The following is a 24,699-nucleotide window of genomic DNA, read 5'->3' on the forward strand; positions in this document are numbered from 1 at the left end:
AGCTCACGCCCCATCAGCAAGTTGAACTTCTGATCGGTGCCGCCGAGCTCCACGTCTGCGCGCAGAGCCACAGAGTCATACCCCTGAACCAGCGGATAAAGGAACTCATGAATGGCGATTGGCTGATTGGTTGTATAGCGCTTGTCGAAGTCATCGCGCTCGAGCATGCGAGCCACGGTGTACTGCGAAGTCAGGCGAATGAAGTCGGCCGGCCCCATCTGATCCATCCAGGTGGAGTTGAATGCCACTTCGGTTTTTGCCGGATCGAGAATCTTGAACACCTGAGTCTTGTAGGTCTCGGCATTCTCGAGGACTTGCTCGCGAGTGAGCGGTGGGCGCGTGGCGCTCTTGCCGCTCGGATCGCCGATCATCCCGGTGAAGTCACCTATAAGGAAGATCACCTGATGCCCCAGCTCCTGGAACTGGCGCAGCTTATTAATAAGCACGGTGTGACCCAAGTGCAGATCCGGAGCCGTTGGATCGAAGCCCGCCTTAATACGCAGCGGCTGGCCACGCTTGAGCTTTTCAATCAGCTCGGACTCGACCAACAGTTCTTCCGCACCACGTTTGATCAGCGCTAGCTGCTCTTCAACCGACTTCATAACAGACCCGCAAGGCTCAGATTCAAAGGGAACCAACCATACAAGATCGCGCGTCAAATACAAGGTTTGCCCGGCGCACGGACGCCAATCCGCAGACAGAGCGCCTGTGGACTTGCTTCAGAGATGATTTGGTTATATTTTATACAGTTATTTCATCTTCATCATGTCATTCATCTTTTCCAATTCATCTTTTTCAAAGTCAAAACACTACTTATGACCAAAGAATCGTCTAAAGCGCCTCCGCTTTACCCGAAGACCCACCTGCTCGCAGCGAGTGGCATCGCCGCCCTTCTGAGCCTGGCGCTTCTGGTATTCCCTTCCAGTGATGTAGAAGCCAAAAAGACGACCCTAAGTCTTGAACTGGAAAGCCCCGCTGAACAACTGACACAAGATCAAGACGCCGCCGAAGCCGTCGAAGCCACAAATGAGGCAGCACCTTCTCCCTTTGCGCAGATTGAAAACACCGCAGAAGAGCCACAGGAAACCGCAGAAGCCGCGCCTGCGCCCGCCCCCGCAGTAGCAGTGGTCGCTGAAGAAAAGAAGCCGGATAGCCACAGGGAAGTGACCGTTGCCAAAGGCGACACGCTCTCTACGCTCTTCGAGAAAGTTGGTCTACCTGCCACTTCAGTGACTGACATTCTGGCCAGCGATAAACAAGCCAAACAGTTCACCCAGCTCAAGCGCGGGCAGAAACTTGAGTTCGAACTGGGTCCGGATGGCCAACTGACCAGCCTGCATAGCAAAGTCAGCGACCTGGAAACCATCACCCTGTCCAAGAACGACAAGGGTTACACATTCAACCGCATTACGGCTAAACCGACTGTGCGCTCAGCCTACGTGCATGGTGTGATCAACAGTTCGTTATCTCAGTCCGCCGCTCGCGCCGGCCTGTCCCACAGCCTGACCATGGACATGGCAAGCGTGTTTGGCTACGACGTCGATTTCGCCCAGGATATTCGCCAGGGTGACGAATTTGACGTGATCTACGAGCAGAAAGTGGTGAACGGCAAGGCTGTCGGCAATGGTCCGATCCTGTCCGCACGCTTCACCAACCGCGGCAAGACTTACACTGCCGTGCGTTACACCAACAAACAAGGCAACAGCAGCTACTACACCGCTGACGGCAACAGCATGCGCAAGGCGTTCATCCGCACTCCGGTAGACTTCGCCCGCATCAGCTCCAAGTTTTCCATGGGCCGCAAACACCCGATCCTGAACAAGATCCGCGCTCACAAAGGCGTCGACTACGCAGCACCGCGCGGCACGCCGATCAAGGCAGCCGGTGATGGCAAGGTCTTGCTGGCCGGCCGCCGTGGTGGCTACGGCAATACCGTGGTCCTCCAGCACGGCAATACCTACACCACGCTCTACGGCCACATGCAAGGCTTCGCCAAAGGCGTGAAGACTGGCGGCACGGTGAAACAGGGCCAGGTGATTGGCTATATCGGCACCACCGGTCTCTCCACCGGCCCGCACTTGCACTACGAATTCCAGGTCAATGGCGTGCACGTCGATCCGCTGGGCCAGAAAGTAGCGATGGCCGATCCGATCTCCAAAGGTGAACGCGCACGCTTCCTCGCGCAGAGCCAACCGCTGATGGCGCGTATGGATCAGGAAAAATCTACCCAGCTAGCTTCGGCCAAGCGCTAAGCCATGGCGCTCTATATAGGCGTGATGTCCGGGACCAGCCTTGATGGCCTGGATATCGCGCTGATCGAGCAAGCCCCGGCGATCAAGCTGATCGCCACCCATTACATCCCGATGCCCGATTCACTGCGCGCCGAGCTGCTTGGCTTGTGCGCCAGTGGGCCGGACGAGATTGCCCGCTCCGCCATCGCCCAGCAGAACTGGGTAAAACTGGCCGCGCAGGGCATTAATACCCTCCTGACCCAACAGCAGCTCAAGCCTGAGAGCATTCGTGCGATTGGCAGTCATGGCCAGACCATCCGCCACGAACCGGCACGCGGTTTCACAGTGCAGATTGGCAACCCGGCCCTTCTGACGGAGCTGACCGGCATCACCGTGGTCAGCGATTTCCGCAGCCGCGATGTCGCTGCCGGCGGACAAGGCGCACCGCTGGTTCCCGCCTTTCACGAAGCCCTGTTTGAAGAGCGGGCTGGTAATCGCGCAGTGCTGAACGTTGGCGGCTTCAGCAACCTCAGCCTTATCGGGCCCGGCAAGCCGGTCGCCGGTTTCGACTGTGGCCCGGGTAATGTGCTGCTGGACGCCTGGATTTACCAGCAACGCGGCGACCACTTTGACCGTGACGGCCAATGGGCTGCCAGCGGCAACGTAGAACCGGTGCTGTTGAATGCACTGCTCAGTGATCCGTTCTTTGTGACCAAAGGCCCGAAGAGTACCGGCCGGGAAGTGTTCAACCTGCCATGGCTGACACGGCATCTGGCACAACTGCCAGCCTTCGCCGCCGAAGATGTTCAGGCGACGCTGCTTGAACTGACCGCGCTGACCATCATCGAATCACTGCAAAGCGCCCAGGCAGACACGCAGGAGCTGCTGGTCTGCGGCGGCGGCGCCCACAACACTGCCTTGATGAATCGCCTGGCCAGCCTGCTGCCAAACGCCAGCGTCAGCAGCACCGCTACCTACGGTGTAGACCCCGACTGGGTCGAAGCCATGGCCTTCGCGTGGCTGGCTCATTGCTGCCTCGAAGGCATCGCGGCCAACCGTCCGAGCGTTACCGGTGCCCGTGGTTTGCGCGTACTCGGCGCCATCTACCCCGCATAAATCCTCCACACAGCAAAACGCCGCAAGGCCCTGGGGTCGTGCGGCGTTCTGTGAAACAGGTGCGCTGATCAGATCGAGAACGAAGAACCGCAGCCACAAGTGGTGGTCGCATTCGGGTTCTTGATGACGAAACGCGATCCTTCAAGACCTTCCTGGTAGTCCACCTCGGCACCTGCCAGGTACTGGAAGCTCATCGGATCGACAACCAGACTCACACCTTCGCGCTCGACGATGGTGTCGTCATCGGCCACTTCTTCATCGAAGGTGAAGCCGTACTGAAAACCTGAACAACCGCCGCCCGTAACGAATACGCGCAGCTTCAAGCGATCATTCCCCTCTTCATCGACCAGGCTCTTCACCTTGTGCGCGGCACCGTGGGTGAATTGCAAAGCCGTGGGGGTGAAGGATTCGACGCTCATGCTGACTATCTCCCGGCGTTACGCCGTCATATTGCGTGATGACGCGCATTATCCGCTTCTCCTAGAAAAGCGGTCAACTATTGTTATGGTATATCAACCAATCCAGTCGCCGGCCCGGAATGCAAAAAGGCCCGTCAAACGGGCCTTTTTCCTGTACGTGATAAAGCTTACGGCAGCATGCCGGCGTGGGACAGGCCCAGACGCTCATCCAGCCCGAACAGAATGTTCATGTTCTGCACGGCCTGACCCGAAGCGCCTTTGACCAGGTTGTCGATCACCGACAGCACAACCACCAGATCGCCATCCTGAGGGCGATGCACCGCGATACGGCAGACGTTGGCACCCCGTACGCTACGAGTCTCCGGATGGCTGCCGGCCGGCATCACATCGACGAACGGTTCGTTGGCGTAACGTTTTTCAAACAACGCCTGCAGGTCCACCGAGCGATCAACAACGGTGGCGTAGAGCGTGGAGTGAATGCCACGAATCATCGGTGTCAGGTGCGGAACGAAGGTCAGGCCGACGTCCTTGCCTGCTGCGCGACGCAGCCCCTGGCGAATCTCCGGCAGGTGACGGTGACCTTTGACCGCATAGGCCTTCATGCTTTCCGACGTCTCGGAGTACAACGAGCCTACGGAAGCACCACGACCGGCACCGCTGACGCCGGACTTGCAGTCAGCGATCAGATGCGCGGCATCGGCCAGGCCGGCTTCGAGCAATGGCAGGAAGCCCAATTGCGTTGCAGTCGGGTAGCAACCCGGCACGGCAATCAGGCGAGCTTTCTTGATCTGCTCGCGATTGACTTCCGGCAAACCATAGACCGCCTCGTCCAGCAACTCCGGTGCACCGTGCGGCTGGCCGTACCACTTGGCCCATTCATCCGCGTCTTGCAGACGGAAGTCGGCCGACAGGTCGATGACCTTGGTCCCGGCCGCCAGCAGTTCGCCCGCCAAGGCATGGGCAACACCATGCGGTGTGGCGAAGAACACCACATCACAGGCACCCAGGGTCTTGATGTCCGGAACGCTGAACGCCAGGCCGTCGTAATGGCCTCGCAGGTTCGGGTACATGTCGGCCACGGCCAGGCCAGCCTCGGATCGGGAAGTGATGACAACCACCTCAGCTTGCGGATGTTGCGCCAACAGACGCAGCAGTTCGACACCGGTGTAACCCGTGCCGCCGACGATACCGACCTTGACCATAAACCTGCCCTCAACGAACCCACTGGAAAGCCGTCGATAATAGGGGCCGCGCGCCCCTGCGACAACCGTCAAGGTGACGTGCGGACGCTCAAGCCTCTACTATTCCCAGTACCGTGAATTGGGGAATAACTAAAAATGCTCTATCTGTGGCTAAAAGCTTTTCACATCATCAGCGTCGTTTGCTGGTTTGCCGGCCTGTTCTACCTGCCACGACTGTTCGTTTATCACGCACAAAGTGAAGACACGATCAGCAAGGAACGCTTCAGCGTCATGGAGCGCAAGCTGTACCGCGGCATCATGGGCCCGGCGATGATCGCCACGCTGATCTTCGGCGGCTGGCTCATCTACCTCAATCCAGGCATCTTCAGCCAGGGTGGCTGGATACACGCCAAACTGACCCTGGTCGTGTTGCTGATCGGCTACCACCACATGTGCGGCGCCCAGGTAAAACGTTTTGCCCGTGGCGAGAACACCCGCAGCCATGTCTTTTATCGCTGGTTCAATGAAGTGCCGGTTCTGATATTGCTGGCTATCGTAATTCTGGTCGTCGTTCGGCCGTTCTAAATCCACCAGGCACAACTTACAGGGGTACTTCCAATGTCGCTGCCCGCTCTGCTCGAAGAACGTTTGCGTCTGCCCGTGGTGGCGGCGCCGATGTTCCTGATTTCCAATCCGCAATTGGTACTCGCTTGCTGTCGCCAGGGCGTGGTCGGCAGCTTCCCGGCGCTGAACCAGCGCGAAAGCAGCGGCTTCAAGGCCTGGCTGGAAGAAATCGAAGCCGGGCTGGCGACACTGGAAAACCCCGCGCCTTATGCCGTGAACCTGATCGTCCATAACAGCAATCCTCGTTTACAGGCGGATCTTGAGATCTGCGTCGAATACAAAGTGCCGATCGTGATCACCAGCCTCGGTGCCGTGAAAGAACTGGTCGACGCGGTGCACAGCTACGGCGGCCTGGTGTTCCATGATGTGACAACTCGTCGTCATGCCGAGAAAGCGGCCGAAGCAGGCGTGGATGGCTTGATCGCCGTGGCTGCCGGTGCTGGTGGACACGCCGGAACCTGGAGCCCGTTCTCGCTGATTGCCGAAATCCGCCAGTTCTTCGACAAGACCCTGTTGCTGGCCGGCTGCTTGAACCACGGCCACGAAATTCTTGCCGCTCAATTGCTCGGCGCGGATTTGGCCTACTTTGGTACACGATTTATCGGCACGGCCGAAAGTCACGCGCCTGACGCCTACAAAGAAATGCTGCTGACATCCAAAGCGGCAGACATCATCCATACTCCAGCCGTGTCAGGTGTCCCCGCGAGCTTCATGCGCCAGAGCCTGGAGGCCGCCGGTTTCGACATGGCCGCCTTGCAAGGCAAGGGCGAGATCAACTTCGGTTCCAAGCTCAAACCCGTGAGCGATGAGGCCAAAGCCTGGAAAACCGTTTGGTCTGCCGGCCAGGGCGTGGGAGAAATCGAGGACTTGCCGAGTGTCGAGCAGTTGATTGCACGTCTCGACGCGGAGTACCGCAAGGCCCTGGAGCAGGCTGCCCAGTTGACCAAACGCTGGCCGAGCTGACAGCAAACCTTGGCTAGTCTTGCCCGGCTGGCCTTACACCCGCTTGGGCACAACATTCTTCTTTCAACCTCTCGCGACAAGGATGCTTCGCACATGGGCGAAAATCATTTCAAAATCGTATTCGAGGGCGCCTTGCTGCCCGGTGTCGACATCACCACGGCAAAGCTCAATCTCGCCGATTTGTTCAAAAGCGATGTCACGGCCATCGAGCGCTTGTTCACCGGGCGTCCGGTAGCGCTCAAACGCAACCTGTCGCAAGCCGATGCCCAGACCTATCTCCAGGCGCTGAGCAAAACCGGTATCGACGCCCGCATCGAAGCCGAAACGCCGATTGAACTGAACCTCGCCGACGTTCATGACCATGCGCCGGCCAGCAGCCAGGAGCCTTTGGCAGATCCGCAGTCCCCTTACGCGCCGCCTCGCGCGCCGGTCGGCGAAGCCGTGGCGGAATTCGCAACGCTCAAGCCATTCAGTTTCGATGGCCGTATCGGCCGCTTGCGTTACCTCGCCTGGACGCTGGTGCTGTCAACTGTACTCCTGGCCGTTTGCGGGGTGTTTGCCTTGGTCGCCCTGGCTCTGATCGGCGCGGATTCGTCCGCCGGCCTGATATTGGGCAGCTTGCTGGCCTTGATCCTGTTCGTCGGGTTTGTATTCGTCAGCATCCAGATCACTGTTCAACGCTTGCACGATGTCGGCTGGTCCGGCTGGCTGTGGCTGCTGAACCTGGTGCCGTTCGTTGGCAGTTTCTTTCCGTTCGTGATCATGGTCGTACCGGGCAACGACACCGCCAACCGCTACGGTCCACCACCTCCGCCGAACAGTACCGCGGTCAAGGTATTGTCTTCGCTGTGGCTGATCGTTATCGCGCTGGTTCTGTTCGGCTCGCTGGCCGGTGGTCTCACGGCGATACGGGAAGAATACAAAAGCGCCGCCCAGAGCAGCTACGAAAGCAGTTCGGTCACCACCGATGAAATCGAAGTCGAGGTCGAACCGGTGCCAAATTCCGCCGACGATGCAGCCGAAGAGGCCCAGCCCCCTGTAGACTCTGCGAAAGAATGAACAGCGCTCCTGGCCCGTGACACCTGCGTCGCGGCGCGGAGCTGTTGCGATGGAGAACTGCATGACCCGTTACGCTCTGATCACTGGCGCCTCCAGCGGCATCGGCCTGGCAATGGCCGAAGCGCTGGCCCGGCGCGGCCGCAGCCTGATTCTGGTGGCCCGACAACGTGATCAGCTGGAAAGTATTGCGATTGAACTGACCCAAAGGTTCGGCGTGGAAGTGTTGTTCCGTGCCTGTGACCTGGGTGAACCGCTGCGCCTGTCCGGATTCCTGCTGGAGCTGGAAGAAGGTGACCGGCACATCGATCTGCTGGTCAACTGCGCCGGTATCGGTACATGTGGCCCGTTTCTGGCCCAGGACTGGATGACCGAGCAAGACCTGATCGAAGTGAACATCCTCGCCCTCACCCGCCTGTGCCATGCCATCGGCAACAGCATGGCCCTGCAAGGCGGCGGGCAGATTCTGAATGTGGCCTCGGTGGCGGCGTTTCAACCCGGGCCGTGGATGAGCACCTATTACGCCAGCAAGGCGTATGTGCTGCACTTTTCCGAAGGATTGCGCGTCGAACTGAAAAAATGTGCGATCAAGGTTTCGGTGCTCTGCCCCGGGCCGACCCGCACAGCGTTTTTCCGTACCGCACAACTCGACAGCGAAAAACTGACTAACAGCAAACTGCTGATGAGTCCCGAGGAAGTGGCGCTCTACACCGTGCGCGCACTGGAAAAGAATAAGGCGATCATCATTCCCGGGCGGCGCAACCGCTGGTTCGCCTTCCTGCCGCGGCTCGGCTCGCGCTGGCTGACTCGCACAATCGCCGGCATGATCAACAAGGCTTACTGCCCGCGCTGATCCAATTCAAGGTAAAAAGCTGGGCGCTGGCATACGCCATGAGTACACTCAGGCCAGCCCAAATAACGGAGAAAACAGCTGTGGATACTCTGTTCACCAAGATCATCAACCGGGAAATCCCGGCGAAGATCATTTACGAGGACGACCAGGTACTGGCCTTCCACGACATTGCCCCACAGGCACCGGTACATTTCCTGGTGGTCCCGAAGAAACCGGTTCGCACCTTGAACGACCTGACCGAGGACGACAAGGCATTGGCCGGGCACATCCTGTTCACCGCCCAGCGCCTGGCACTGGAACTGGGCTGCGAAAAAGGTTTCCGCGTCGTCATGAACTGCAATGAAGAAGGCGGACAAACCGTCTACCACATTCATATGCACGTGCTGGGTCAGCGCCAGATGCACTGGCCGCCGGGCTGATTACTGCCTCCCCCCTGTGGGAGCGCACTTGCTCGCGAAGACGGAGTATCAGCTAGCATAAATGCTGAATGTCTGACCCTCTTCGCGAGCAAGTCGGATCGCCGCATCGCCGCTCCCACAAGAGCATCACAACACTGTCACAGCCTCTGCAGCACAATGACCCAGCGCAAACCTTCCCCGGCCGATTGGGTTAAACTGGCCGCCGAAATCCCCCCCGGAGGTCAGCATGACTACCCAACGTCACTACTCGCCGATTGACCGCCTTCTGCTGCAAGCCGATGCCGCGATGCGTACCCTGCTGCCCTCCAGCGGCCAGCCGTACCGTCCGTCGCCCGCCATCGTGCAGCCGGATGCGAAAATGAGCGACGAAGACACACGCCACGTTGCCGGCCTGATGCGCATCAACCATACCGGCGAAGTCTGCGCCCAGGCGCTGTATCAGGGGCAGGCGCTGACCGCCAAGCTGCCGCAAGTGCGGGCTGCGATGGAACATGCCGCCGAAGAAGAAATCGATCACCTGGTCTGGTGCGAACAACGCATCCATCAACTGGGTAGCCACACCAGCATCCTCAATCCGCTGTTCTATGGCATGTCGTTCGGGATTGGCGCAGTGGCCGGCCTGATCAGCGATAAAGTCAGCCTGGGGTTCGTTGCGGCGACGGAAGACCAGGTGTGCAAACACCTGAACGAACATCTGGAGCAATTGCCGGCCGAGGATGAAAAGTCCCGGGCGATTCTTGAGCAGATGCGCATCGATGAAGAACAGCATGCCGAAAGTGCGCTGGATGCTGGCGGGTTCCGCTTTCCGGCACCGGTGAAGTTCGGGATGAGTCTGATGGCCAAGGTGATGACCAAGAGTACTTATCGGATCTGATCTGTGGTTGGCCGACAGGACGCCATCGTCGGATCGCCGCCCGGAGCCGGCTCGCTCCCACAAGGGCCGCCGGTAACAATAAAAAAGGCGACTGCCGCAAGGGAGTCGCCTTTTTTGTATTCGATAACCTTACGCCATATTGCGCGCGTAGAAGATTTCGAGCATTTCGTGTTTCACCCGCTCGGTCACCTGGGCGCGCTGCTCAGAAGACAGGTTGCTGGTGGCGTCGCCGAACAGGTAGTTATCCAGTTCGAAGTTCTTCAGCAGCATCTTGGTGTGGAACAGGTTTTCCTGGTACACGTTCACGTCGGTCATCTGGTACGCGTCGTAAGTGTCGTCGGACAGGTAGTTCTGGATCGAATTGATCTCGTGGTCGATGAAGTGCTTTTTGCCTTCAACGTCACGGGTGAAGCCGCGCACACGGTAATCCACGGTCACGATGTCCGAATCGAACTGGTGAATCAGGAAGTTGAGCGCTTTAAGCGGTGAAATGACCCCGCAAGTCGACACGTCGATGTCCACACGGAAGGTTGCAATACCGCTGACCGGATGGATTTCCGGGTAGGTGTGCACCGTGATGTGGCTCTTGTCGAGGTGAGCCAGAATGATTTCAGGCAGCGGGCCCGGGGATTCTTCGATCTGACTGTCGGTCGGGGTTACCGGCTCTTCCGAGATCAGGATCGTGACGCTGGCGCCCTGCGGCTCATAGTCCTGACTGGCAATATTCAGGATGTTGGCACCAATGATATCGACAACTTCCGTGAGGATCTGCGTCAGGCGTTTCGCGTTGTACTCTTTATTGATGTACTCGACGTAAGCCTGCTGGTCTTGCGGGGTTTCCGCGTAGCAGATGTCATAGATGTTGAAGCTCAAGGTCTTTGTCAGGTTATTGAACCCGTGGAGCTTGAGTTTGCTTTTCACCGTTAAAAACTCTCTATGTGTTTGCGGCCCGGCCGCGTGATCAAGCATGCCCGTCAAATGCGAACAACGCATCTGCGTAGGACGGTTAACACCTCTTCGCGATGGCGATTTTGGTTGTCTGTTCGGGTGCGAGGCCTGTCGGCTGACCGGCCACTACCCTGAAAAAAGTGGCGCATTATGCAGACGTCCGCTTGTGTTCGCCAGAGTCTGCACTGCTTTTATGATAGTTGAATGTCGATTCAACCGAGCTCGATGATCTTGTAGTCGTGGGTAATGGCCACGCCGGCCGCGCCGAGCATGATCGAGGCCGAGCAATACTTCTCGGCAGACAGCTCGATGGCGCGTTTGACCTGGGCTTCTTTCAGCCCGCGGCCCTTGACCACAAAATGCATGTGGATCTTGGTGAACACCTTTGGATCTTCGGTCGCACGCTCGGCTTCAAGGAACGCTTCACAGCTTTCGACCGCCTGGCGGGACTTCTTGAGGATGCTGACCACATCGAAATTGCTGCAACCGCCGACACCCAGCAGCAGCATTTCCATCGGCCGGACACCCAGGTTACGTCCGCCGGCATCGGGCGGACCGTCCATGACCACGACATGACCACTACCGGATTCGCCGAGGAACATGGCTTCGCCAGCCCATTGGATGCGTGCCTTCATCGCCAAGACTCCACTGTATAAAAAAGGGTCGCCAGCTTAGCACAGGCCCCGTGATTGACGGCGCCCGGCGTCCTAGGACATATCCCGCCGCCTTGTAGGTAAATGCTCGAATATTTCAGGAAGTGTCTGTTAAGCTGACGCCAAATCAATGGCGCATGGCCAGCTTTTCCCCAGCGTTCGCTATTCATAAAAAATCAAACACACCGTGCAGTCTTTTCGGGATACAACCATGGTTGCGATTGCCCCCAACCCCAAGATCAAGAACCTCGACAAGCTGTTGATGCATTGCCAGCGCCGCCGCTATCAGGCCAAGAGCAACATCATTTGTGCCGGCGACCGCTCGGAAACGCTGTTCTTCATCATCAAAGGCTCAGTCACCATCCTGATCGAAGATGACGACGGTCGGGAAATGATCATTTCCTACCTGAACACCGGGGACTTTTTCGGCGAGCTGGGCCTGTTTGAGCAAGCTGGCCTGGAGCAGGAGCGCAGCGCCTGGGTGCGGGCCAAGGTTGAATGCGAAGTCGCGGAAATCAGCTACGCAAAATTCCGCGAGTTGTCCCTGCTGGACCCGGACATTCTTTACGTGCTCAGCGGACAAATCGCACAGCGCCTGCGCAACACCACGCGCAAGGTCGGTGACCTGGCATTTTTTGACGTGACCGGCCGCGTTGCCCGCTGCCTGCTGGAACTGTGTAAACAGCCAGACGCCATGACTCACCCCGATGGCATGCAAATCAAGGTGACCCGTCAGGAAATCGGGCGGATTGTCGGTTGTTCCCGGGAGATGGTCGGTCGCGTGCTCAAGGATCTGGAAGAACGCAATCTGGTGGGCGTCAAAGGAAAGACCATGGTGGTCTTTGGTACGCGTTAAGCGCTGAACATCTGTGCCAGCATCAGCCGATAGAGTTCGTCCAGACGTGCCAGAGCATTGGGTGCGGTGAACTTCTCATGCAGCGCGATGTGGCTTTCGGAGCGTACGCGTTGCTCCAGCCCGCAGGCCTCGTTGAAACGATTGACCGCCGCGACCATCGACACTCGCTCGTTATCCAGCAGCATCGCCCCATGTACCAGTCCCACCGGACGCTGCCCGCCCTGACTCTGGCGCCAGCGCTGGGCGGTACCGACCATTTTGCGTCCATCGAGGTTGACGTTGAAGCGACCGTCACAGAAAGCGCCTTCGATTTCACCCAGCGACGATGTGCCACCCAGCTCATCGAGCAACTGACAGATCGGATCGCACAAGCGCCGGTAACCGGTCTCGATACGGTTCAGATCCCCTTCGCTACGCGGCGGCGCGTAAACCAGTGCGATGTTGATCGTTGAGGCCGATTGCGGCACCGGTTCGCCACCGGTTTCACGCAACAGTACTGGCCAACCTGCCGCTGCCGATACCTCACATGCAGCTTCGAAGCCTGGCAAGCGATTCAAACGGCGCGGCATGACCAGCGCCCGATCACTCGGCTGCCAGAACAGCAGGCCGAACTCCGCGTCGCCGGCGCAGACCGAGGCCAACAGATCCTGTTCGGCTTGCAGGCCGGCTTCGATGGTCAGGGAGATTGGGGTCATGAGGTAATCCGTAAGACATTCAGCCTGTGGTGCATCTTATGCCGTCATCGCGAGCAGGCTCGCTCCCACATTGGATCTTTGACATTAGCAAATCCCTTGTAGGAGCGAGCCTGCTCGCGATGGGGTCGACTCGATCTGCGAGTAATCAGTCGAGTGTCGAGCCGCTGACAGGCACGCCGCGCTCAGGGAAGAACAGACGCTGCAACTCGCTGCCCGGGCTTTCGGCACGCATGAACGCTTCGCCGACCAGGAATGCGTAGACGTCGCTGATTTCCATCAGTTCGACATCGGCGCGGTTGAGAATGCCGCTCTCGGTGATGACCAGACGATCACGCGGGATACGCGGCAACAGGTCGAGGGTGGTTTCCAGGCTGACATCGAAGGTGTGCAGATTGCGGTTGTTCACGCCAACCAGCGGAGTGTCGAGGGTTTTCAAGGCCCGCTCCAGTTCGTCGCCGTCGTGGACTTCCACCAACACATCGAGGTTGACGCTTTTGGCCACGGCTGCCAGTTCGGCCATTTTCACGTCATCCATTGCGGAAACGATCAACAGCACGCAGTCGGCACCCAAGGCACGGGCTTCGACGACCTGGTACGGGTCGATCATGAAGTCCTTGCGGATCACCGGCAGCTGGCACGCTGCGCGGGCCTGCTGCAGGTAAGCGTCAGCGCCCTGGAAGTAATCGATATCGGTGAGTACCGACAGGCAGGTCGCGCCGCCCTTCTCGTAGCTTCTGGCGATGTCGGCGGGAATGAAGTTCTCGCGGATCACGCCTTTGCTCGGCGAGGCTTTCTTGATTTCGGCAATGACTGCGGGCTGCTTCAGCTTGGCCTGAGCCAGCAAGGCCTTGGCAAAACCACGGGGTGCATCGGCCACCTTGGCCAGGCTTTCCAGCTCGGCGAGGCTGACTCGAGCGCTGCGCTCGGCCACTTCCTCGACTTTGCGCGCCAGAATCTTTTCCAGAACCGTCGGTACACTCATCCCTCATTCTCCACTCTGAATACCGCGGTAAACGCACCCAGCTCCTCGAGCTTTTCTCGAGCGAGGCCGGTGTGCAGCGCATCGTGCGCAAGTGCAACTCCCTCTTTTAAACTGCTGGCATGATCGGCGGCGTACAGCGCGGCACCGGCATTGAGCATGATCATCTCGGCCGCTTTCTGACCGTTTTCGGTCTTGCGCTTGCCCAGGGCATCGCGAATCAGCTCAAGAGATGCCGCCGGGCTTTCTACTGCCAGCCCATGCAGGCTCTGGCTCTTCATGCCCAGGTCTTCCGGCTCGACCCAATACTCGGTGATCTGGTCGTTTTTCAGCTCTGCCACGAAGGTCGGTGCTGCCAGGCTGAACTCATCCAGGCCATCCTTCGAATGCACCACCAGCACATGCTTGCTGCCCAGACGCTGCAACACTTCCGCCAGCGGCCGGCACAAGGCCTGGGTGAACACGCCCACCACCTGATGTTTCACACCGGCCGGATTCGTAAGCGGGCCGAGCATGTTGAACAGGGTCCGCAGACCCAGTTCGCGGCGCGGGCTTGCAGCGTATTTCATCGCAGAGTGATGGGTCTGGGCAAACATGAAACCAATACCAACGTTTTCAATGCAGCGTGCCACTTGCACCGGCGTCAGGTTCAGGTAGATACCGGCTGCTTCCAGCAGGTCGGCACTGCCGCTCTTGCCCGAGACTGCACGGTTGCCATGCTTGGCCACGGTGCAGCCAGCAGCGGAAACCACGAACGCAGCAGCGGTCGACACGTTGAAGATATTGGCACCGTCGCCGCCGGTGCCCACCACATCGACCACACCGTCGAGGGTCTTGAGTTCGACCTTGTCCGCCAGTTCGCGCATCACCGACACTGCACCGACGATTTCGTCGATGCTTTCGCTCTTCATGCGCATGGCCATCATGAACGCGCCAATCTGCGCATCCGAGCATTGCCCGGTCATGATTTCGCGCATCACATCGCGCATTTCATCGGTGCTGAGGTCGAGGTGATCGACGATTCGGCTCAGGGCTGTCTTGATATTCATGAAAAGTCCTTAGCGCGTGCCGCCGGTTTGTTTGAGGAAGTTGGCGAACAGTTCGTGACCCTGTTCGGTGAGGATCGACTCAGGGTGGAACTGCACGCCTTCGATGTTAAGAGTCTTGTGACGCAGGCCCATGATCTCGTCGACCGAGCCATCTTCGAGCTGGGTCCAGGCAGTCAACTCCAGGCAATCGGGCAGGGTTTCGCGCTTGACGATCAATGAATGATAGCGGGTCACCGTCAGCGGACGATTCAGGCCTTCGAATACACCCTTGTCCTCGTGAAATACCGGGCTAGTCTTACCGTGCATCACTTGGCGGGCGCGCACCACATCACCGCCAAAAGCCTGGCCGATGGACTGGTGGCCGAGGCAGACGCCAAGAATCGGCAGTTTGCCGGCGAAATGCTTGATCGCTTCAATCGAGATGCCGGCTTCGGTCGGCGTGCAAGGACCGGGGGACACAACGATGCGCTCAGGGTTGAGGGCTTCGATTTCGGCGATGGTCAGTTCATCGTTGCGCACGACCTTGACCTGGGAGCCGAGCTCGCCCAGGTACTGCACAACGTTGTAGGTAAAGGAGTCGTAGTTATCGATCATCAGCAACATGGCGTATAGAACCTCTTGAATTCACTGACTTTAAAGATGGCCTTCGAATGATTTACCCGCAGGGTGCTGCGCTTTGTCAGGTGCCGGTGTAGCGCCAGCAAAGCGGCATTTCAAACAGGTAAAGAAGGCGAAGCGATACAGGTCCGGCGAGGCCGGCAAAAGAATTCAGGCGCGCCAACGCCAGCGGGCGTGTGCCTTGATGACTTGATCCAGGAGTTTACTGATGATCAACACGGGGAAGGTCTCGTTCGTACGTCCCGGCACAGTAACTTAGCTGGGCAGAGCGCGCAATATCGCCGGGGGTGCTGCCCGCGAAACTATCAAAGGCTTCGCGACAGATGGCAAAAGGCCGGAAGTTTTTGGTACTGTCGTTTCGTTCACTAAAACAATAAATAAACGGACTTGCTCATGATCAAACAGTCGTTGTTTGTACCGCTCGCAGGATGCTTGCTCGCGATCGCATGCGCCCAGGCGAACGCCGCACCCAATCCTTATACAAATTTCGTTGTCTTCGGGGACAGCCTCAACGATGCAGGGACCTTTGCCGACACGGGCGGGCCTGCCGGGGCGACACAGCGTTTCACCAACCGGACAGGACCGGTGTACCTGGATGGCAGCGGCGAAGTCCGCTCGCTCAACTCCACACAGATTCTGGGCGGAAAACTGGGGTACTCGGTAGACCAGACCGCTTCATCATCTTCGGCGGTGCGCGTCAGCAACGGCCAACCCGATGGTAACAACTGGGCTGTAGGCGGATACCGTACCGACCAGATTCTTGATTCGATTACCAGCACCTCCGCCACCGGCGAACGCACCCGGGCCGGCTATCTTCCATCCAATAACTTCCGTGCCGACCCGAACGCACTGTATTACCTGTCGGGTGGCGGTAACGACTTCCTGCAAGGTCGCGTCACCAGCCTGCCCCAGGCCAGTGCCGCCGCCGACCGCCTGGCCGACAGCGTACAGACGCTGCAAACCGCCGGCGCCAAATACGTCATGGTCTGGTTGCTGCCCGATATCGGCTTTACCCCGGCGTTCAACGGCACCCCGCTGCAAGCGTTCACGTCCCAACTCAGCGCCCAGTTCAACACTGAACTGGTAAGCCGACTGCAAAACATCAATGCCGAAGTCATTCCGCTCAACATTCCGGTACTGCTCAAAGAGACGTTCGCCAACCCGGCACAGTTTGGCCTGGCCACCGACCAGAACCTCATCGCCACCTGCTTCAGCGGCAGTGGTTGCACCGAGAACGCCCGCTACGGCATCAACAGCGCCACGCCGGACCCGACCAAGCTGATCTACAACGATTCGGTGCACCCCACCGAAGCCGGGCAGCGCCTGATTGCCGATTACGCCTATTCCCTGCTGGCAGCGCCGTGGGAGCTGACCCTGTTGCCGGAAATGGCCCAGGGCACCGTGCGCGCACATCAGGATGAATTGCGCAATCAGTGGCTGGCCGATTGGGAAAACTGGCAAGGCGTCGGCCAATGGCGAGCCATTGTTTCCGGCGGCGGACAGCATCAGGACTTTGACAGTCAGGACAGCGTGGCAAGCGCCGACGGTAACGGAGCCAACCTGAACATCGGTGGTAGCTACCGTCTCGACGATGCCTGGCGTGTCGGCCTGGTGGCCGGTTTCTATAACCAGAAACTCGAAGCCGGCAACAACGACTCCGACTACAAGCTCAACACTTACCTGGGCACGGCATTCGCCCAGTACCAGCAAAACCGTGTGTGGGCTGATGCGGCGTTGACGGCCGGGCATCTGGATTACGACAGCCTCAAGCGTAAATTCCAGCTGGGCGTCAACGAACGCGGCGAAAAAGGCGATACCAGCGGCTACGTCGAAGCCTTCAGCGCACGCGTGGGTTACGACATTGCGCAACAAGCCAGCAGCCCCTGGCACCTGTCGCCGTTTGTCAGCGCCGACTTCTCCAAGGTACAAGTCGATGGTTACTCGGAGGACGGCAACGACTCCACGGCGCTGACCTTCGCTGATCAGGAGCGGATTTCCCGGCGCCTGGGCGCTGGCCTGCAGGGCAAATACCAGATCACCCCGCAAACCCAGGTGTTCGGCGAAGCGGCAATCGAGCGCGAGTACAACGACGATACCCAGGACGTAGACATCAACCTCAACAGCCTGCCGAACAATCAGTTCACTCTGGAGGGCTACACCCCGCAAAGTCATTTGCAACGTGTGAACCTTGGGGTGAGCCACAACCTCACCAAGGACCTGGCACTGCGCGCCAGCTACAACATTCGCAAGGACGACGACTTCACCCAACAGGGCATCAACGTAGGTGTTGCGCTGGACTTCTGATGTGCAGCCAATAAAAAACGCGGCGCCCTCACAGGCGCCGCGTTTTTTTTGGCGATGAAATCATTGTGGGAGCGAGCTTGCTCGCGATAGCGGTGGGTCAGACAACATCAATGTGGCAGTGATGGCCCCATCGCGAGCAAGCTCGCTCCCACAGGATTTTTCGCAAACTCAGGCGTTCGGGGTTTGCTCGGCCAGGGCAACGGCGCGGAACATCGCGCGGCGCTTGTTCAGGGTTTCTTCCCATTCCAGCGCCGGCACCGAGTCGGCGACGATGCCGCCACCGGCCTGCACATGCAGTTCGCCGTTCTTGATCACCGCCGTGCGGATCGCAATGGCGGTGTCCATGTTGCCGTTCCAGGCGAAGTAACCGACCGCACCGCCGTAGACGCCACGCTTGACCGGCTCCAGTTCGTCGATGATTTCCATTGCGCGAATCTTCGGTGCACCGGACAAGGTGCCCGCCGGCAGAATCGCCCGCAGTGCGTCCATGGCCGTCAGCCCGGCTTTTAGTTGCCCGGTGACGTTGGACACGATGTGCATCACGTTGGAGTAACGCTCGATGACCATTTTCTCGGTGAGTTTCACCGAACCGATTTCCGATACGCGACCGGTGTCGTTGCGACCGAGGTCGATCAGCATCAAGTGTTCGGCGATTTCCTTGTCGTCCGACAGCAGGTCTTTTTCCAGCGCCAGGTCAGCCTCTTCGTTGGCGCCCCGTGGACGGGTACCTGCAATCGGGCGCACGGTGATCAGGTTGTCCTCGACCCGCACCAGCACTTCCGGCGAACTGCCGACGACGTGGAAGTCGCCGAAGTTGAAGAAGTACATGTAAGGCGTCGGGTTGAAGCAGCGCAGCGCGCGGTACAGATCGATCGGCGCCGCCTTGAAGTCGATCGACATGCGCTGGGACGGCACGACCTGCATGCAGTCACCGGCCAGGATGTATTCCTTGATGGTGTCGACGGCTTTTTCGTAATCGTCCTGGGTGAAACTGGAGCGGAATATCGGATCGGCCGATTGTTGCTTGCTGAAGTCCAGGCCACGGCGTGGGGTGATCGGCTGACGGAGTTTTTCCAGCAACTCTTCCAGGCGCGCGCGACCTTGTTCGAAGGCGTCTTCCTGCGCCGGGTCGGCCAGGACGATGGCGTGCATCTTGCCCGCCAGGTTGTCGAACACCACCACGGCGTCGGACACCATCAGCAGAATGTCCGGCACGCCCAGTGGGTCCGGGTTCGGGCATTTGCCCAGGCGCTTCTCGACATAACGCACGCAGTCATAGCCGAAGTAACCCACCAGGCCGCCGTTGAAGCGCGGCAAGCCGGCAATGGTCGGCACGTTGTAGCGAGCCTTGAAGGCTTCGACGAAGGCCAGCGGGTCTTCCACATCGTGGCTTTCAGTTTCGACGCCATCGACGGTCACGCTGACGTGATGATCGTGAACCCGCAGCACGGTGCGGCACGGCAAGCCGATGATCGAGTAACGGCCCCATTTCTCGCCGCCCTGTACGGACTCCAGCAAGTAGGAGTTGGGCTCGTCGGCCAGCTTCAGGTAGATCGACAGCGGCGTGTCGAAGTCGGCCAGGGTTTCGCAGGCAAGCGGGATGCGGTTGTAGCCGGCAGCGGCCAAACGCAGGAATTCTTCGCGGATCATGAGGTGCCTCGTGGCTTGAGGGTCGAACAGTCAGGTATGCAAACGCACCGGAAACCGGCCAGGATCAAGTCAGGCGCGCCAACGCCAGCGGGCCAGGGCCTTGATGACTTTCATCCAGAGTTTGCGAGTGACCACCACGATGGCGTTTCCAGAAGGGGGTTTGACAGCGTCGGCCAACGTTATCTCAGCGGCCGGATCCAGGCAACCGGGAATTAGTTTGCGCAGGTCGTCGATCACCAGTGCCGGCGATTCTTCGGCAATTGGCCGACCGTGGTTATAGCCGTAGCTCAGGGCCACGCACTTGACCCCCGCCGCTTTCGCCGCCAGCACATCGCTGCGCGAATCGCCGACGAACAACGACTGCGAAGCCGGAATGTTGGCCATTTTCATCACGAAAAACAGCGCGGCCGGATCGGGTTTTTTCTGTGGCAGGGTGTCGCCGCCGATGATCCAGCGGAAGTAACGACCGATTTTCATCTGATCCAGCAGCGGCGCGACGAAACGCTCCGGCTTGTTGGTGATCAGCGCCATCTCGACGCCCTGCTTTTGCAGCCATTTGAGGGTGTCGCGCACACCGGGGTAAACCACGGTCAACTCATGGCTCTCGCCATAAGCCTGCATGAAATGCTCCAGCGCCCGTTCGGCCTCGTGGTCATCGACCGCCGAATGATCGATAGCGCCAGCCAGCGCACGACGCACCAGCACCGGCGCGCCGTTGCCGACCCATTCGCGTACCGAGTCCAGACCGGCGGGCTTGCGACCGAGTTTGAGCAGCATCTTGTCCACAGCCACTGCCAGGTCCGGGACCGAGTCGATCAAGGTACCGTCCAGATCGAACATCACCAGCCGCGGCAGTTGCCCCGGGAACAACTGCTCAAATCCACTCATGGGCGAGCCAGTGCCAGTTCGGAACGCATCTTGTCGATGACTTCCTGATAGTTCGGCGCATTGAAAATGGCCGAGCCGGCGACGAAGGTGTCAGCGCCTGCCGCTGCGATTTCGCGAATGTTGTTCACGTTCACGCCACCGTCGATTTCCAGGCGGATGTCACGGCCCGACGCATCGATCAGCGCCCGCACTTCACGCAGCTTGTCGAGGGTGCCGGGGATGAACTTCTGCCCGCCGAAGCCCGGGTTGACGCTCATCAACAGGATCATGTCGACCTTGTCCATGACGTGCTTGAGCACATCCAGCGGGGTCGCCGGGTTGAACACCAGGCCCGACTTGCAGCCGCCTTCGCGGATCAATTGCAGGGAGCGGTCGATGTGCTGCGTGGCTTCCGGGTGGAAGGTGATGTAAGTAGCGCCGGCTTCGATGAAGTCGCCGACGATGCGGTCCACCGGGCTGACCATCAGGTGCGCATCGATCGGCGCGGTCACGCCGTACTTGCGCAGCGCCGCGCAGACCATCGGGCCGATGGTCAGGTTGGGCACGTAGTGATTGTCCATGACATCGAAGTGCACGAAGTCGGCGCCAGCGGCCAGGACGTTGTCCACTTCTTCACCCAGGCGGGCGAAGTCGGCGGAGAGAATCGACGGAGCAATTACGAAGGGCTGCATGACGCACCTTTTCTGAGCAGAATCACGATGGCGCGCATTGTATACCTCATGCTTTGACGCGCGCACCGTGAGCGCGATGATTGGACCTTGCCATCATCCATCGACGGCAGGGGCCCTAGTACGCCGCGCGATAGATCTTTTCGATATCGACGGCACTCAACTTACGCGGATTGTTGCGCATCAAGCGCTCGATCCCCGCCGCTTCCACGGCCATGGACGGGATGGCGTCCTCGGGCACACCGAAGCTGCGCAGGCCCTGGGGAATTTCCACGGCGGCACACAGTTCGGACATGGCTTGCACGGCTTTGTCGGCCGCTTCGTTGATGCTCAAATGAGCGGTCTTCACACCCATGGCCTCGGCGATATCCTGCATGCGTTCGATGCAGGCCATCTTGTTCCAGGTCATGACATGGGGCAGTAGCAAGGCATTACTGACGCCATGGGCAATGTTGAAACGCCCGCCCAGCGGATACGCCAGCGCATGCACGGCGCCAACCCCGGCATTTCCGAACACCATGCCGGCCATCAGGCTGGCAGTGGCCATGTCTTCCCGGGCTTGCAGGTTCGACGGGTTGGCGTAGGCCTTGGGCAAAGCCTTGGCGATCAACTTGATGGCACCTATGGCCAGGGCATCGGTAATGGGCGAGGCGTTGACCGACAGATAGGACTCGATGGCATGCACCAGCGCATCGACACCGCTGGCCGCCGTGACGCTGCGCGGACAGGTCAGGGTCATTTGTGGACTGACCAGCGCCACATCCGGCAACAGGTAGTCGCTGACAATGCCCTTCTTCAGTTGCGCGAGCTTGTCGGAAAGGATGGCGACATTGGTCACTTCCGAGCCGGTGCCGGCGGTGGTCGGGATGGCGATCAGCGGCGGACCTTTGCGTGGGACCTGATCGATACCGAACAGATCCTCCAGCGCACCGTGGTACCCGGCGTAGGCCGCCACACTCTTGGCAATGTCGATGGCACTGCCGCCGCCCAGACCGATCAAGCCGTCATGCCCGCCTTCGCGATAGGCCTGCATGCAATCTTCGACGATGGCGATTTCCGGGTCCGGCAGTACCCGGTCGAAAATCTCGTAACTGCGTTCGCCCAGCTGCGCCAGTGCCAGCTCTACCGTACCGGACTTGACCAGAGCGGCATCGGTGACGATCAGCGGGTTGTCGATGTCCAGGCGTGTCAGCTCGGCAGACAGCTGCTCGATGGCACCTGCGCCGGTGATCAGTTTGTGAGCGATTTTGAAAGAGGAAAGACTCATGTGCGCAGCCTCTTATAGGTAGGGGAGCTGGGCACAATAGTAGCTGGGGATTGCGGGTTGTCTTCTATTCAGGCGGTGAATGACCGGACAGCCACTGGAGATCAAAAGTGGGAGCGAGCCTGCTCGCGAAGACGGTTGAGCATTCGACATTTTAGTCGACTGACACTCCGCATTCGCGAGCAGGCTCGCTCCCACAGTTGATCGGGGTGATTAGTCAGACCTGCGCGGTACGCAGTTTCTCGCTACGCCCACGCAGCCATTCCAGGGTCAGCAGCAGGATCACCGAGAAGGCAATCAACAGCGTCGCGGCGGCGGCGATGGTCGGGCTGAGGTTTTCGCGGATGCCGCTGAACATCTGTCGTGGCAAGGTCGCTTGTTCAGGGCCGGCGAGGAACAGCGTCACCACCACTTCATCGAACGAAGTCGCGAAGGCAAACAGCGCTCCGGAGATCACGCCCGGCGCAATCAGCGGCAAGGTCACCCGGCGGAACGTGGTCAGCGGCGAAGCGCCCAGGCTCGCAGCGGCCCGCACCAGGTTGTGGTTGAACCCCTGCAAGGTCGCCGACACGGTAATGATCACGAACGGCACACCCAATACCGCATGCACCACGATCAGCGAGAAGAAGCTGTTACCCAATCCCAACGGAGCAAAGAACAGATAACTGGCCACACCGATGATCACCACCGGCACCACCATCGGTGAAATCACCAGCGCCATCACCAGCGCCTTGCCGGGGAAGTCGCCCCGGGTCAGGCCGATGGCCGCCAGCGTACCGAAGACCATGGCCAGCACCGTGGCCGCCGGGGCGACGATGATGCTGTTCTTCAGGGCGCGCATCCATTCCGCCGAGGCGAAGAAGTCGTGATACCACTGCAATGAGAAGCCCTGCAGCGGGTACACCAGGAAGCTGCCGGAGTTGAACGACAGTGGAATGATCACCAGCACCGGCAAGATCAGGAACAACAGAATCAAGCCGCAGAGAATCCGCAAGCTGTAGAACCACACCCGTTCGATGGGCGACATATAAGGACTCAGCATTTCGTTCTCCCCTTAGCTCAGACGCAGGCGGCTTGCGCCCACCAGCCAGCTGTAAATCAGATAAAGCACGACCGTCGCGAGCAACAGCAGCCCACCGAGTGCGGTCGCCATGCCCCAGTTGATGCTGGTGTTGGTGTAGAAGGCGACAAAGTAGCTGACCATCTGATCGTTCGGGCTGCCCAGCAATGCCGGGGTGATGTAGTAGCCGATGGCGAGGATGAACACCAACAGGCAACCGGCGCCGACACCGGCATAGGTCTGCGGGAAGTACACCCGCCAGAAGCTGGCGAACGGATGGCAGCCGAGGGAAATCGCGGCGCGCATGTAGGTCGGCGAGATGCCTTTCATCACGCTGTAGATCGGCAGGATCATGAACGGCAGCAGGATGTGCACCATGGAGATGTAGACACCGACGCGATTGAACACCAGTTCGATCGGCTTATCGATGATGCCCATGGCCATCAGGCCGCTGTTGATCAGGCCACCCGATTGCAGCAATACGATCCACGCCGCGACCCGTACCAGGATCGAGGTCCAGAACGGCAACAGCACCAGAATCATCAGCAGGTTGCTCTGGCGCGACGGCAGGTTCGCCAGCAGGTAAGCCAGGGGGTATGCCAGCACCAGGCAGATCACGGTGATGATCAGGCCCATCCAGAAGGTGCGGGCGAAGATGTCGAGGTAGATCGCCTGGTCCGGGGTGGCCGGGGCGATTTCGCCGAGGTCGTCGATGCGGTGATCGACAGCCGCCAGCAGGTAATACGGGGTGATGCTGCTGGTGTTGCGGCGCACCGCTTGCCAGTAGGCCGGGTCGCCCCAACGCTCGTCGAGGCCTTCCAGCGCTACTTTATAAGAAGCCGGCTCAGTAGCGAGCGGCAAGGCGCGGGCGGTTTTGGTCAGCAAGCTGCGGTAGCCCGCCAGTTCCATGTTCAGGCGCTTGGACAGATCGCCCAGGGTCTGATTCTTGCGAGCCTCGGCGAGGTCTTCGGCCGCTGCTTTGTAAACCGGTTCAGCGGGCAGGCCGCGGCCATCCCAGCTGGCGATGGCGGTCACGGTGCGCGGCATGCCGCCGACCACTTCCGGGTTGCCAACGCTTTTGTAGAGCAGCGCCACGATCGGCACCAGGAACACCAGCAACAGAAACAGCACCAGCGGCGCGATCAACGCCTGGGCCTTCCAGCGGTTGACCCGCTCGGCGTGCTTGAGCCGCTGCTTCAAGGTGGGGCTGGTGCCCTCGTTCAGGGGAACGGCGATAGCCATGACGTACTCCGGGAATCTTTGATCGTTACAGAGGCGGAGAACCACCTCTGTTGTGTTGAAACACCGCAATCTGTGGGAGCGAGCTTGCT

25 protein-coding genes (1 of these 25 only partly in view) are annotated in these 24,699 nt (G+C 59.4%); 10 read left to right on the forward strand and 15 right to left on the reverse strand.

Going from position 1 to position 24,699, the window contains the following annotated elements; all coding sequences use genetic code 11:
* On the reverse strand, window positions 1-602 hold the 5' portion of the coding sequence (tyrS, locus tag WHX55_RS28080; protein ID WP_110662979.1) for a tyrosine--tRNA ligase. The gene continues 598 nt to the left of window position 1, outside the view; the window shows 602 of its 1,200 coding nt (coding positions 1-602); it begins with the start codon at window positions 600-602; its stop codon lies beyond the left edge, outside the window.
* 213 nt (window positions 603-815) lie between these two features.
* Here tyrS and WHX55_RS28085 point away from each other — a divergent pair, with 213 nt between their 5' ends.
* Window positions 816-2,252, forward strand: a complete 1,437-nt coding sequence (locus tag WHX55_RS28085) for a peptidoglycan DD-metalloendopeptidase family protein (protein WP_150725224.1) — start codon at window positions 816-818, stop codon at window positions 2,250-2,252.
* Between the two features lie 3 nt (window positions 2,253-2,255).
* Complete coding sequence (locus tag WHX55_RS28090; protein ID WP_353741669.1) at window positions 2,256-3,347, forward strand: anhydro-N-acetylmuramic acid kinase; 1,092 nt, start codon at window positions 2,256-2,258, stop codon at window positions 3,345-3,347.
* 68 nt (window positions 3,348-3,415) lie between these two features.
* Here the strand turns inward: WHX55_RS28090 and erpA are convergent, their stop codons facing one another.
* Window positions 3,416-3,766 (reverse strand): iron-sulfur cluster insertion protein ErpA, encoded by a 351-nt coding sequence (gene erpA / locus WHX55_RS28095; RefSeq protein ID WP_007906865.1) that lies wholly within the window; start codon window positions 3,764-3,766, stop codon window positions 3,416-3,418.
* 167 nt (window positions 3,767-3,933) lie between these two features.
* Complete coding sequence (gene argC / locus WHX55_RS28100) at window positions 3,934-4,968, reverse strand: N-acetyl-gamma-glutamyl-phosphate reductase (RefSeq protein ID WP_007980174.1); 1,035 nt, start codon at window positions 4,966-4,968, stop codon at window positions 3,934-3,936.
* A 135-nt stretch (window positions 4,969-5,103) separates the two neighbouring features.
* Between argC and hemJ the strand changes: the two genes are divergently transcribed.
* The 6 genes from hemJ to coq7 all read left to right on the forward strand — a co-directional run bounded on the left by hemJ (window position 5,104) and on the right by coq7 (window position 9,736).
* Window positions 5,104-5,532: a protoporphyrinogen oxidase HemJ gene (hemJ, locus tag WHX55_RS28105; RefSeq protein WP_353741670.1), complete on the forward strand. Its 429-nt coding sequence runs from the start codon at window positions 5,104-5,106 to the stop codon at window positions 5,530-5,532.
* 33 nt (window positions 5,533-5,565) lie between these two features.
* Window positions 5,566-6,534: a nitronate monooxygenase family protein gene (locus tag WHX55_RS28110; RefSeq protein WP_353741671.1), complete on the forward strand. Its 969-nt coding sequence runs from the start codon at window positions 5,566-5,568 to the stop codon at window positions 6,532-6,534.
* A 93-nt stretch (window positions 6,535-6,627) separates the two neighbouring features.
* Window positions 6,628-7,593 carry a DUF805 domain-containing protein gene (locus WHX55_RS28115; RefSeq protein ID WP_150756618.1) on the forward strand — a complete coding sequence of 322 codons (966 nt, stop codon included), beginning with the start codon at window positions 6,628-6,630 and terminating at the stop codon, window positions 7,591-7,593.
* 61 nt (window positions 7,594-7,654) lie between these two features.
* Complete coding sequence (locus WHX55_RS28120; protein WP_353741672.1) at window positions 7,655-8,443, forward strand: SDR family oxidoreductase; 789 nt, start codon at window positions 7,655-7,657, stop codon at window positions 8,441-8,443.
* Between the two features lie 80 nt (window positions 8,444-8,523).
* Window positions 8,524-8,862: a histidine triad nucleotide-binding protein gene (locus WHX55_RS28125; RefSeq protein WP_007986008.1), complete on the forward strand. Its 339-nt coding sequence runs from the start codon at window positions 8,524-8,526 to the stop codon at window positions 8,860-8,862.
* 226 nt (window positions 8,863-9,088) lie between these two features.
* Window positions 9,089-9,736 (forward strand): 2-polyprenyl-3-methyl-6-methoxy-1,4-benzoquinone monooxygenase, encoded by a 648-nt coding sequence (coq7, locus tag WHX55_RS28130; protein WP_150725220.1) that lies wholly within the window; start codon window positions 9,089-9,091, stop codon window positions 9,734-9,736.
* Window positions 9,737-9,865: 129 nt separating this feature from the next.
* Here coq7 and speD read toward each other — a convergent pair whose 3' ends face one another.
* Both speD and WHX55_RS28140 read right to left on the reverse strand, forming a co-directional pair.
* Entirely contained in the window at window positions 9,866-10,657 is a 792-nt protein-coding gene (speD, locus tag WHX55_RS28135; protein WP_007986012.1) for an adenosylmethionine decarboxylase, read from the reverse strand.
* Between the two features lie 239 nt (window positions 10,658-10,896).
* A complete protein-coding gene (locus tag WHX55_RS28140) occupies window positions 10,897-11,319 on the reverse strand; it encodes an OsmC family protein (RefSeq protein ID WP_150725219.1) in 423 nt (140 codons plus the stop codon).
* A gap of 229 nt (window positions 11,320-11,548) precedes the next feature.
* Between WHX55_RS28140 and crp the strand changes: the two genes are divergently transcribed.
* Entirely contained in the window at window positions 11,549-12,193 is a 645-nt protein-coding gene (gene crp, locus WHX55_RS28145) for a cAMP-activated global transcriptional regulator CRP (RefSeq protein ID WP_150756616.1), read from the forward strand.
* Here the strand turns inward: crp and WHX55_RS28150 are convergent.
* From WHX55_RS28150 to WHX55_RS28165, 4 genes are all read right to left on the reverse strand, one after another.
* Window positions 12,190-12,888 (reverse strand): lipoate--protein ligase family protein, encoded by a 699-nt coding sequence (locus WHX55_RS28150; protein WP_151214068.1) that lies wholly within the window; start codon window positions 12,886-12,888, stop codon window positions 12,190-12,192. The genes crp and WHX55_RS28150 overlap by 4 nt on opposite strands.
* A 145-nt stretch (window positions 12,889-13,033) precedes the next feature.
* Window positions 13,034-13,870 carry an indole-3-glycerol phosphate synthase TrpC gene (gene trpC, locus WHX55_RS28155; RefSeq protein ID WP_353741673.1) on the reverse strand — a complete coding sequence of 279 codons (837 nt, stop codon included), beginning with the start codon at window positions 13,868-13,870 and terminating at the stop codon, window positions 13,034-13,036.
* Window positions 13,867-14,916: an anthranilate phosphoribosyltransferase gene (gene trpD / locus WHX55_RS28160; RefSeq protein WP_151214070.1), complete on the reverse strand. Its 1,050-nt coding sequence runs from the start codon at window positions 14,914-14,916 to the stop codon at window positions 13,867-13,869. The genes trpC and trpD overlap by 4 nt, the downstream gene beginning before the upstream one ends.
* 9 nt (window positions 14,917-14,925) lie before the next feature.
* Entirely contained in the window at window positions 14,926-15,519 is a 594-nt protein-coding gene (locus WHX55_RS28165; RefSeq protein WP_007906885.1) for an aminodeoxychorismate/anthranilate synthase component II, read from the reverse strand.
* A 408-nt stretch (window positions 15,520-15,927) separates the two neighbouring features.
* On the opposite strand from WHX55_RS28165, the gene estP reads away from it, so the two are divergent.
* Window positions 15,928-17,838, forward strand: a complete 1,911-nt coding sequence (gene estP / locus WHX55_RS28170; RefSeq protein WP_353741674.1) for an esterase EstP — start codon at window positions 15,928-15,930, stop codon at window positions 17,836-17,838.
* A 168-nt stretch (window positions 17,839-18,006) separates the two neighbouring features.
* Here the strand turns inward: estP and trpE are convergent, their stop codons facing one another.
* The 6 genes from trpE to WHX55_RS28200 form a co-directional block, all read right to left on the reverse strand.
* The gene (trpE, locus tag WHX55_RS28175; protein ID WP_353741675.1) at window positions 18,007-19,488 is read right to left on the reverse strand and encodes an anthranilate synthase component I; all 1,482 of its coding nucleotides are present in this window, start codon (window positions 19,486-19,488) and stop codon (window positions 18,007-18,009) included.
* Window positions 19,489-19,557: 69 nt separating this feature from the next.
* Window positions 19,558-20,376 (reverse strand): phosphoglycolate phosphatase, encoded by an 819-nt coding sequence (locus WHX55_RS28180; RefSeq protein ID WP_151214073.1) that lies wholly within the window; start codon window positions 20,374-20,376, stop codon window positions 19,558-19,560.
* A complete protein-coding gene (rpe, locus tag WHX55_RS28185) occupies window positions 20,373-21,047 on the reverse strand; it encodes a ribulose-phosphate 3-epimerase (protein WP_150725211.1) in 675 nt (224 codons plus the stop codon). Before rpe ends, WHX55_RS28180 begins: the two co-directional genes overlap by 4 nt.
* Window positions 21,048-21,162: 115 nt before the next feature.
* On the reverse strand, window positions 21,163-22,311 hold the full coding sequence (locus WHX55_RS28190) for an iron-containing alcohol dehydrogenase (protein ID WP_353741676.1): 1,149 nt from the start codon (window positions 22,309-22,311) through the stop codon (window positions 21,163-21,165).
* Between the two features lie 214 nt (window positions 22,312-22,525).
* Window positions 22,526-23,350: an ABC transporter permease gene (locus WHX55_RS28195; protein WP_007980200.1), complete on the reverse strand. Its 825-nt coding sequence runs from the start codon at window positions 23,348-23,350 to the stop codon at window positions 22,526-22,528.
* A gap of 12 nt (window positions 23,351-23,362) precedes the next feature.
* Window positions 23,363-24,610, reverse strand: a complete 1,248-nt coding sequence (locus WHX55_RS28200; RefSeq protein WP_353741677.1) for an ABC transporter permease — start codon at window positions 24,608-24,610, stop codon at window positions 23,363-23,365.
* Window positions 24,611-24,699 lie beyond the last annotated feature (89 nt).

This window comes from Pseudomonas fluorescens, assembly GCF_040448305.1.
In the GTDB taxonomy this organism is placed as follows: Bacteria; Pseudomonadota; Gammaproteobacteria; order Pseudomonadales; family Pseudomonadaceae; genus Aquipseudomonas; species Aquipseudomonas fluorescens_BH.

Excerpts from the sequence above, each read along its gene's own strand:
- WHX55_RS28085 (WP_150725224.1), top strand. The coding sequence starts at position 816 with ATGACCAAAGAATCGTCTAAAGCGCCTCCGCTTTACCCGAAGACCCAC.
- WHX55_RS28090 (WP_353741669.1), top strand. The coding sequence starts at position 2,256 with ATGGCGCTCTATATAGGCGTGATGTCCGGGACCAGCCTTGATGGCCTG.
- erpA (WP_007906865.1), bottom strand. The coding sequence starts at position 3,766 with ATGAGCGTCGAATCCTTCACCCCCACGGCTTTGCAATTCACCCACGGT.
- argC (WP_007980174.1), bottom strand. The coding sequence starts at position 4,968 with ATGGTCAAGGTCGGTATCGTCGGCGGCACGGGTTACACCGGTGTCGAA.
- hemJ (WP_353741670.1), top strand. The coding sequence starts at position 5,104 with ATGCTCTATCTGTGGCTAAAAGCTTTTCACATCATCAGCGTCGTTTGC.
- WHX55_RS28110 (WP_353741671.1), top strand. The coding sequence starts at position 5,566 with ATGTCGCTGCCCGCTCTGCTCGAAGAACGTTTGCGTCTGCCCGTGGTG.
- WHX55_RS28115 (WP_150756618.1), top strand. The coding sequence starts at position 6,628 with ATGGGCGAAAATCATTTCAAAATCGTATTCGAGGGCGCCTTGCTGCCC.
- WHX55_RS28120 (WP_353741672.1), top strand. The coding sequence starts at position 7,655 with ATGACCCGTTACGCTCTGATCACTGGCGCCTCCAGCGGCATCGGCCTG.
- coq7 (WP_150725220.1), top strand. The coding sequence starts at position 9,089 with ATGACTACCCAACGTCACTACTCGCCGATTGACCGCCTTCTGCTGCAA.
- WHX55_RS28140 (WP_150725219.1), bottom strand. The coding sequence starts at position 11,319 with ATGAAGGCACGCATCCAATGGGCTGGCGAAGCCATGTTCCTCGGCGAA.
- crp (WP_150756616.1), top strand. The coding sequence starts at position 11,549 with ATGGTTGCGATTGCCCCCAACCCCAAGATCAAGAACCTCGACAAGCTG.
- WHX55_RS28150 (WP_151214068.1), bottom strand. The coding sequence starts at position 12,888 with ATGACCCCAATCTCCCTGACCATCGAAGCCGGCCTGCAAGCCGAACAG.
- trpC (WP_353741673.1), bottom strand. The coding sequence starts at position 13,870 with ATGAGTGTACCGACGGTTCTGGAAAAGATTCTGGCGCGCAAAGTCGAG.
- trpD (WP_151214070.1), bottom strand. The coding sequence starts at position 14,916 with ATGAATATCAAGACAGCCCTGAGCCGAATCGTCGATCACCTCGACCTC.
- WHX55_RS28165 (WP_007906885.1), bottom strand. The coding sequence starts at position 15,519 with ATGTTGCTGATGATCGATAACTACGACTCCTTTACCTACAACGTTGTG.
- estP (WP_353741674.1), top strand. The coding sequence starts at position 15,928 with ATGATCAAACAGTCGTTGTTTGTACCGCTCGCAGGATGCTTGCTCGCG.
- trpE (WP_353741675.1), bottom strand. The coding sequence starts at position 19,488 with ATGATCCGCGAAGAATTCCTGCGTTTGGCCGCTGCCGGCTACAACCGC.
- WHX55_RS28180 (WP_151214073.1), bottom strand. The coding sequence starts at position 20,376 with ATGAGTGGATTTGAGCAGTTGTTCCCGGGGCAACTGCCGCGGCTGGTG.
- rpe (WP_150725211.1), bottom strand. The coding sequence starts at position 21,047 with ATGCAGCCCTTCGTAATTGCTCCGTCGATTCTCTCCGCCGACTTCGCC.
- WHX55_RS28190 (WP_353741676.1), bottom strand. The coding sequence starts at position 22,311 with ATGAGTCTTTCCTCTTTCAAAATCGCTCACAAACTGATCACCGGCGCA.
- WHX55_RS28195 (WP_007980200.1), bottom strand. The coding sequence starts at position 23,350 with ATGCTGAGTCCTTATATGTCGCCCATCGAACGGGTGTGGTTCTACAGC.
- WHX55_RS28200 (WP_353741677.1), bottom strand. The coding sequence starts at position 24,610 with ATGGCTATCGCCGTTCCCCTGAACGAGGGCACCAGCCCCACCTTGAAG.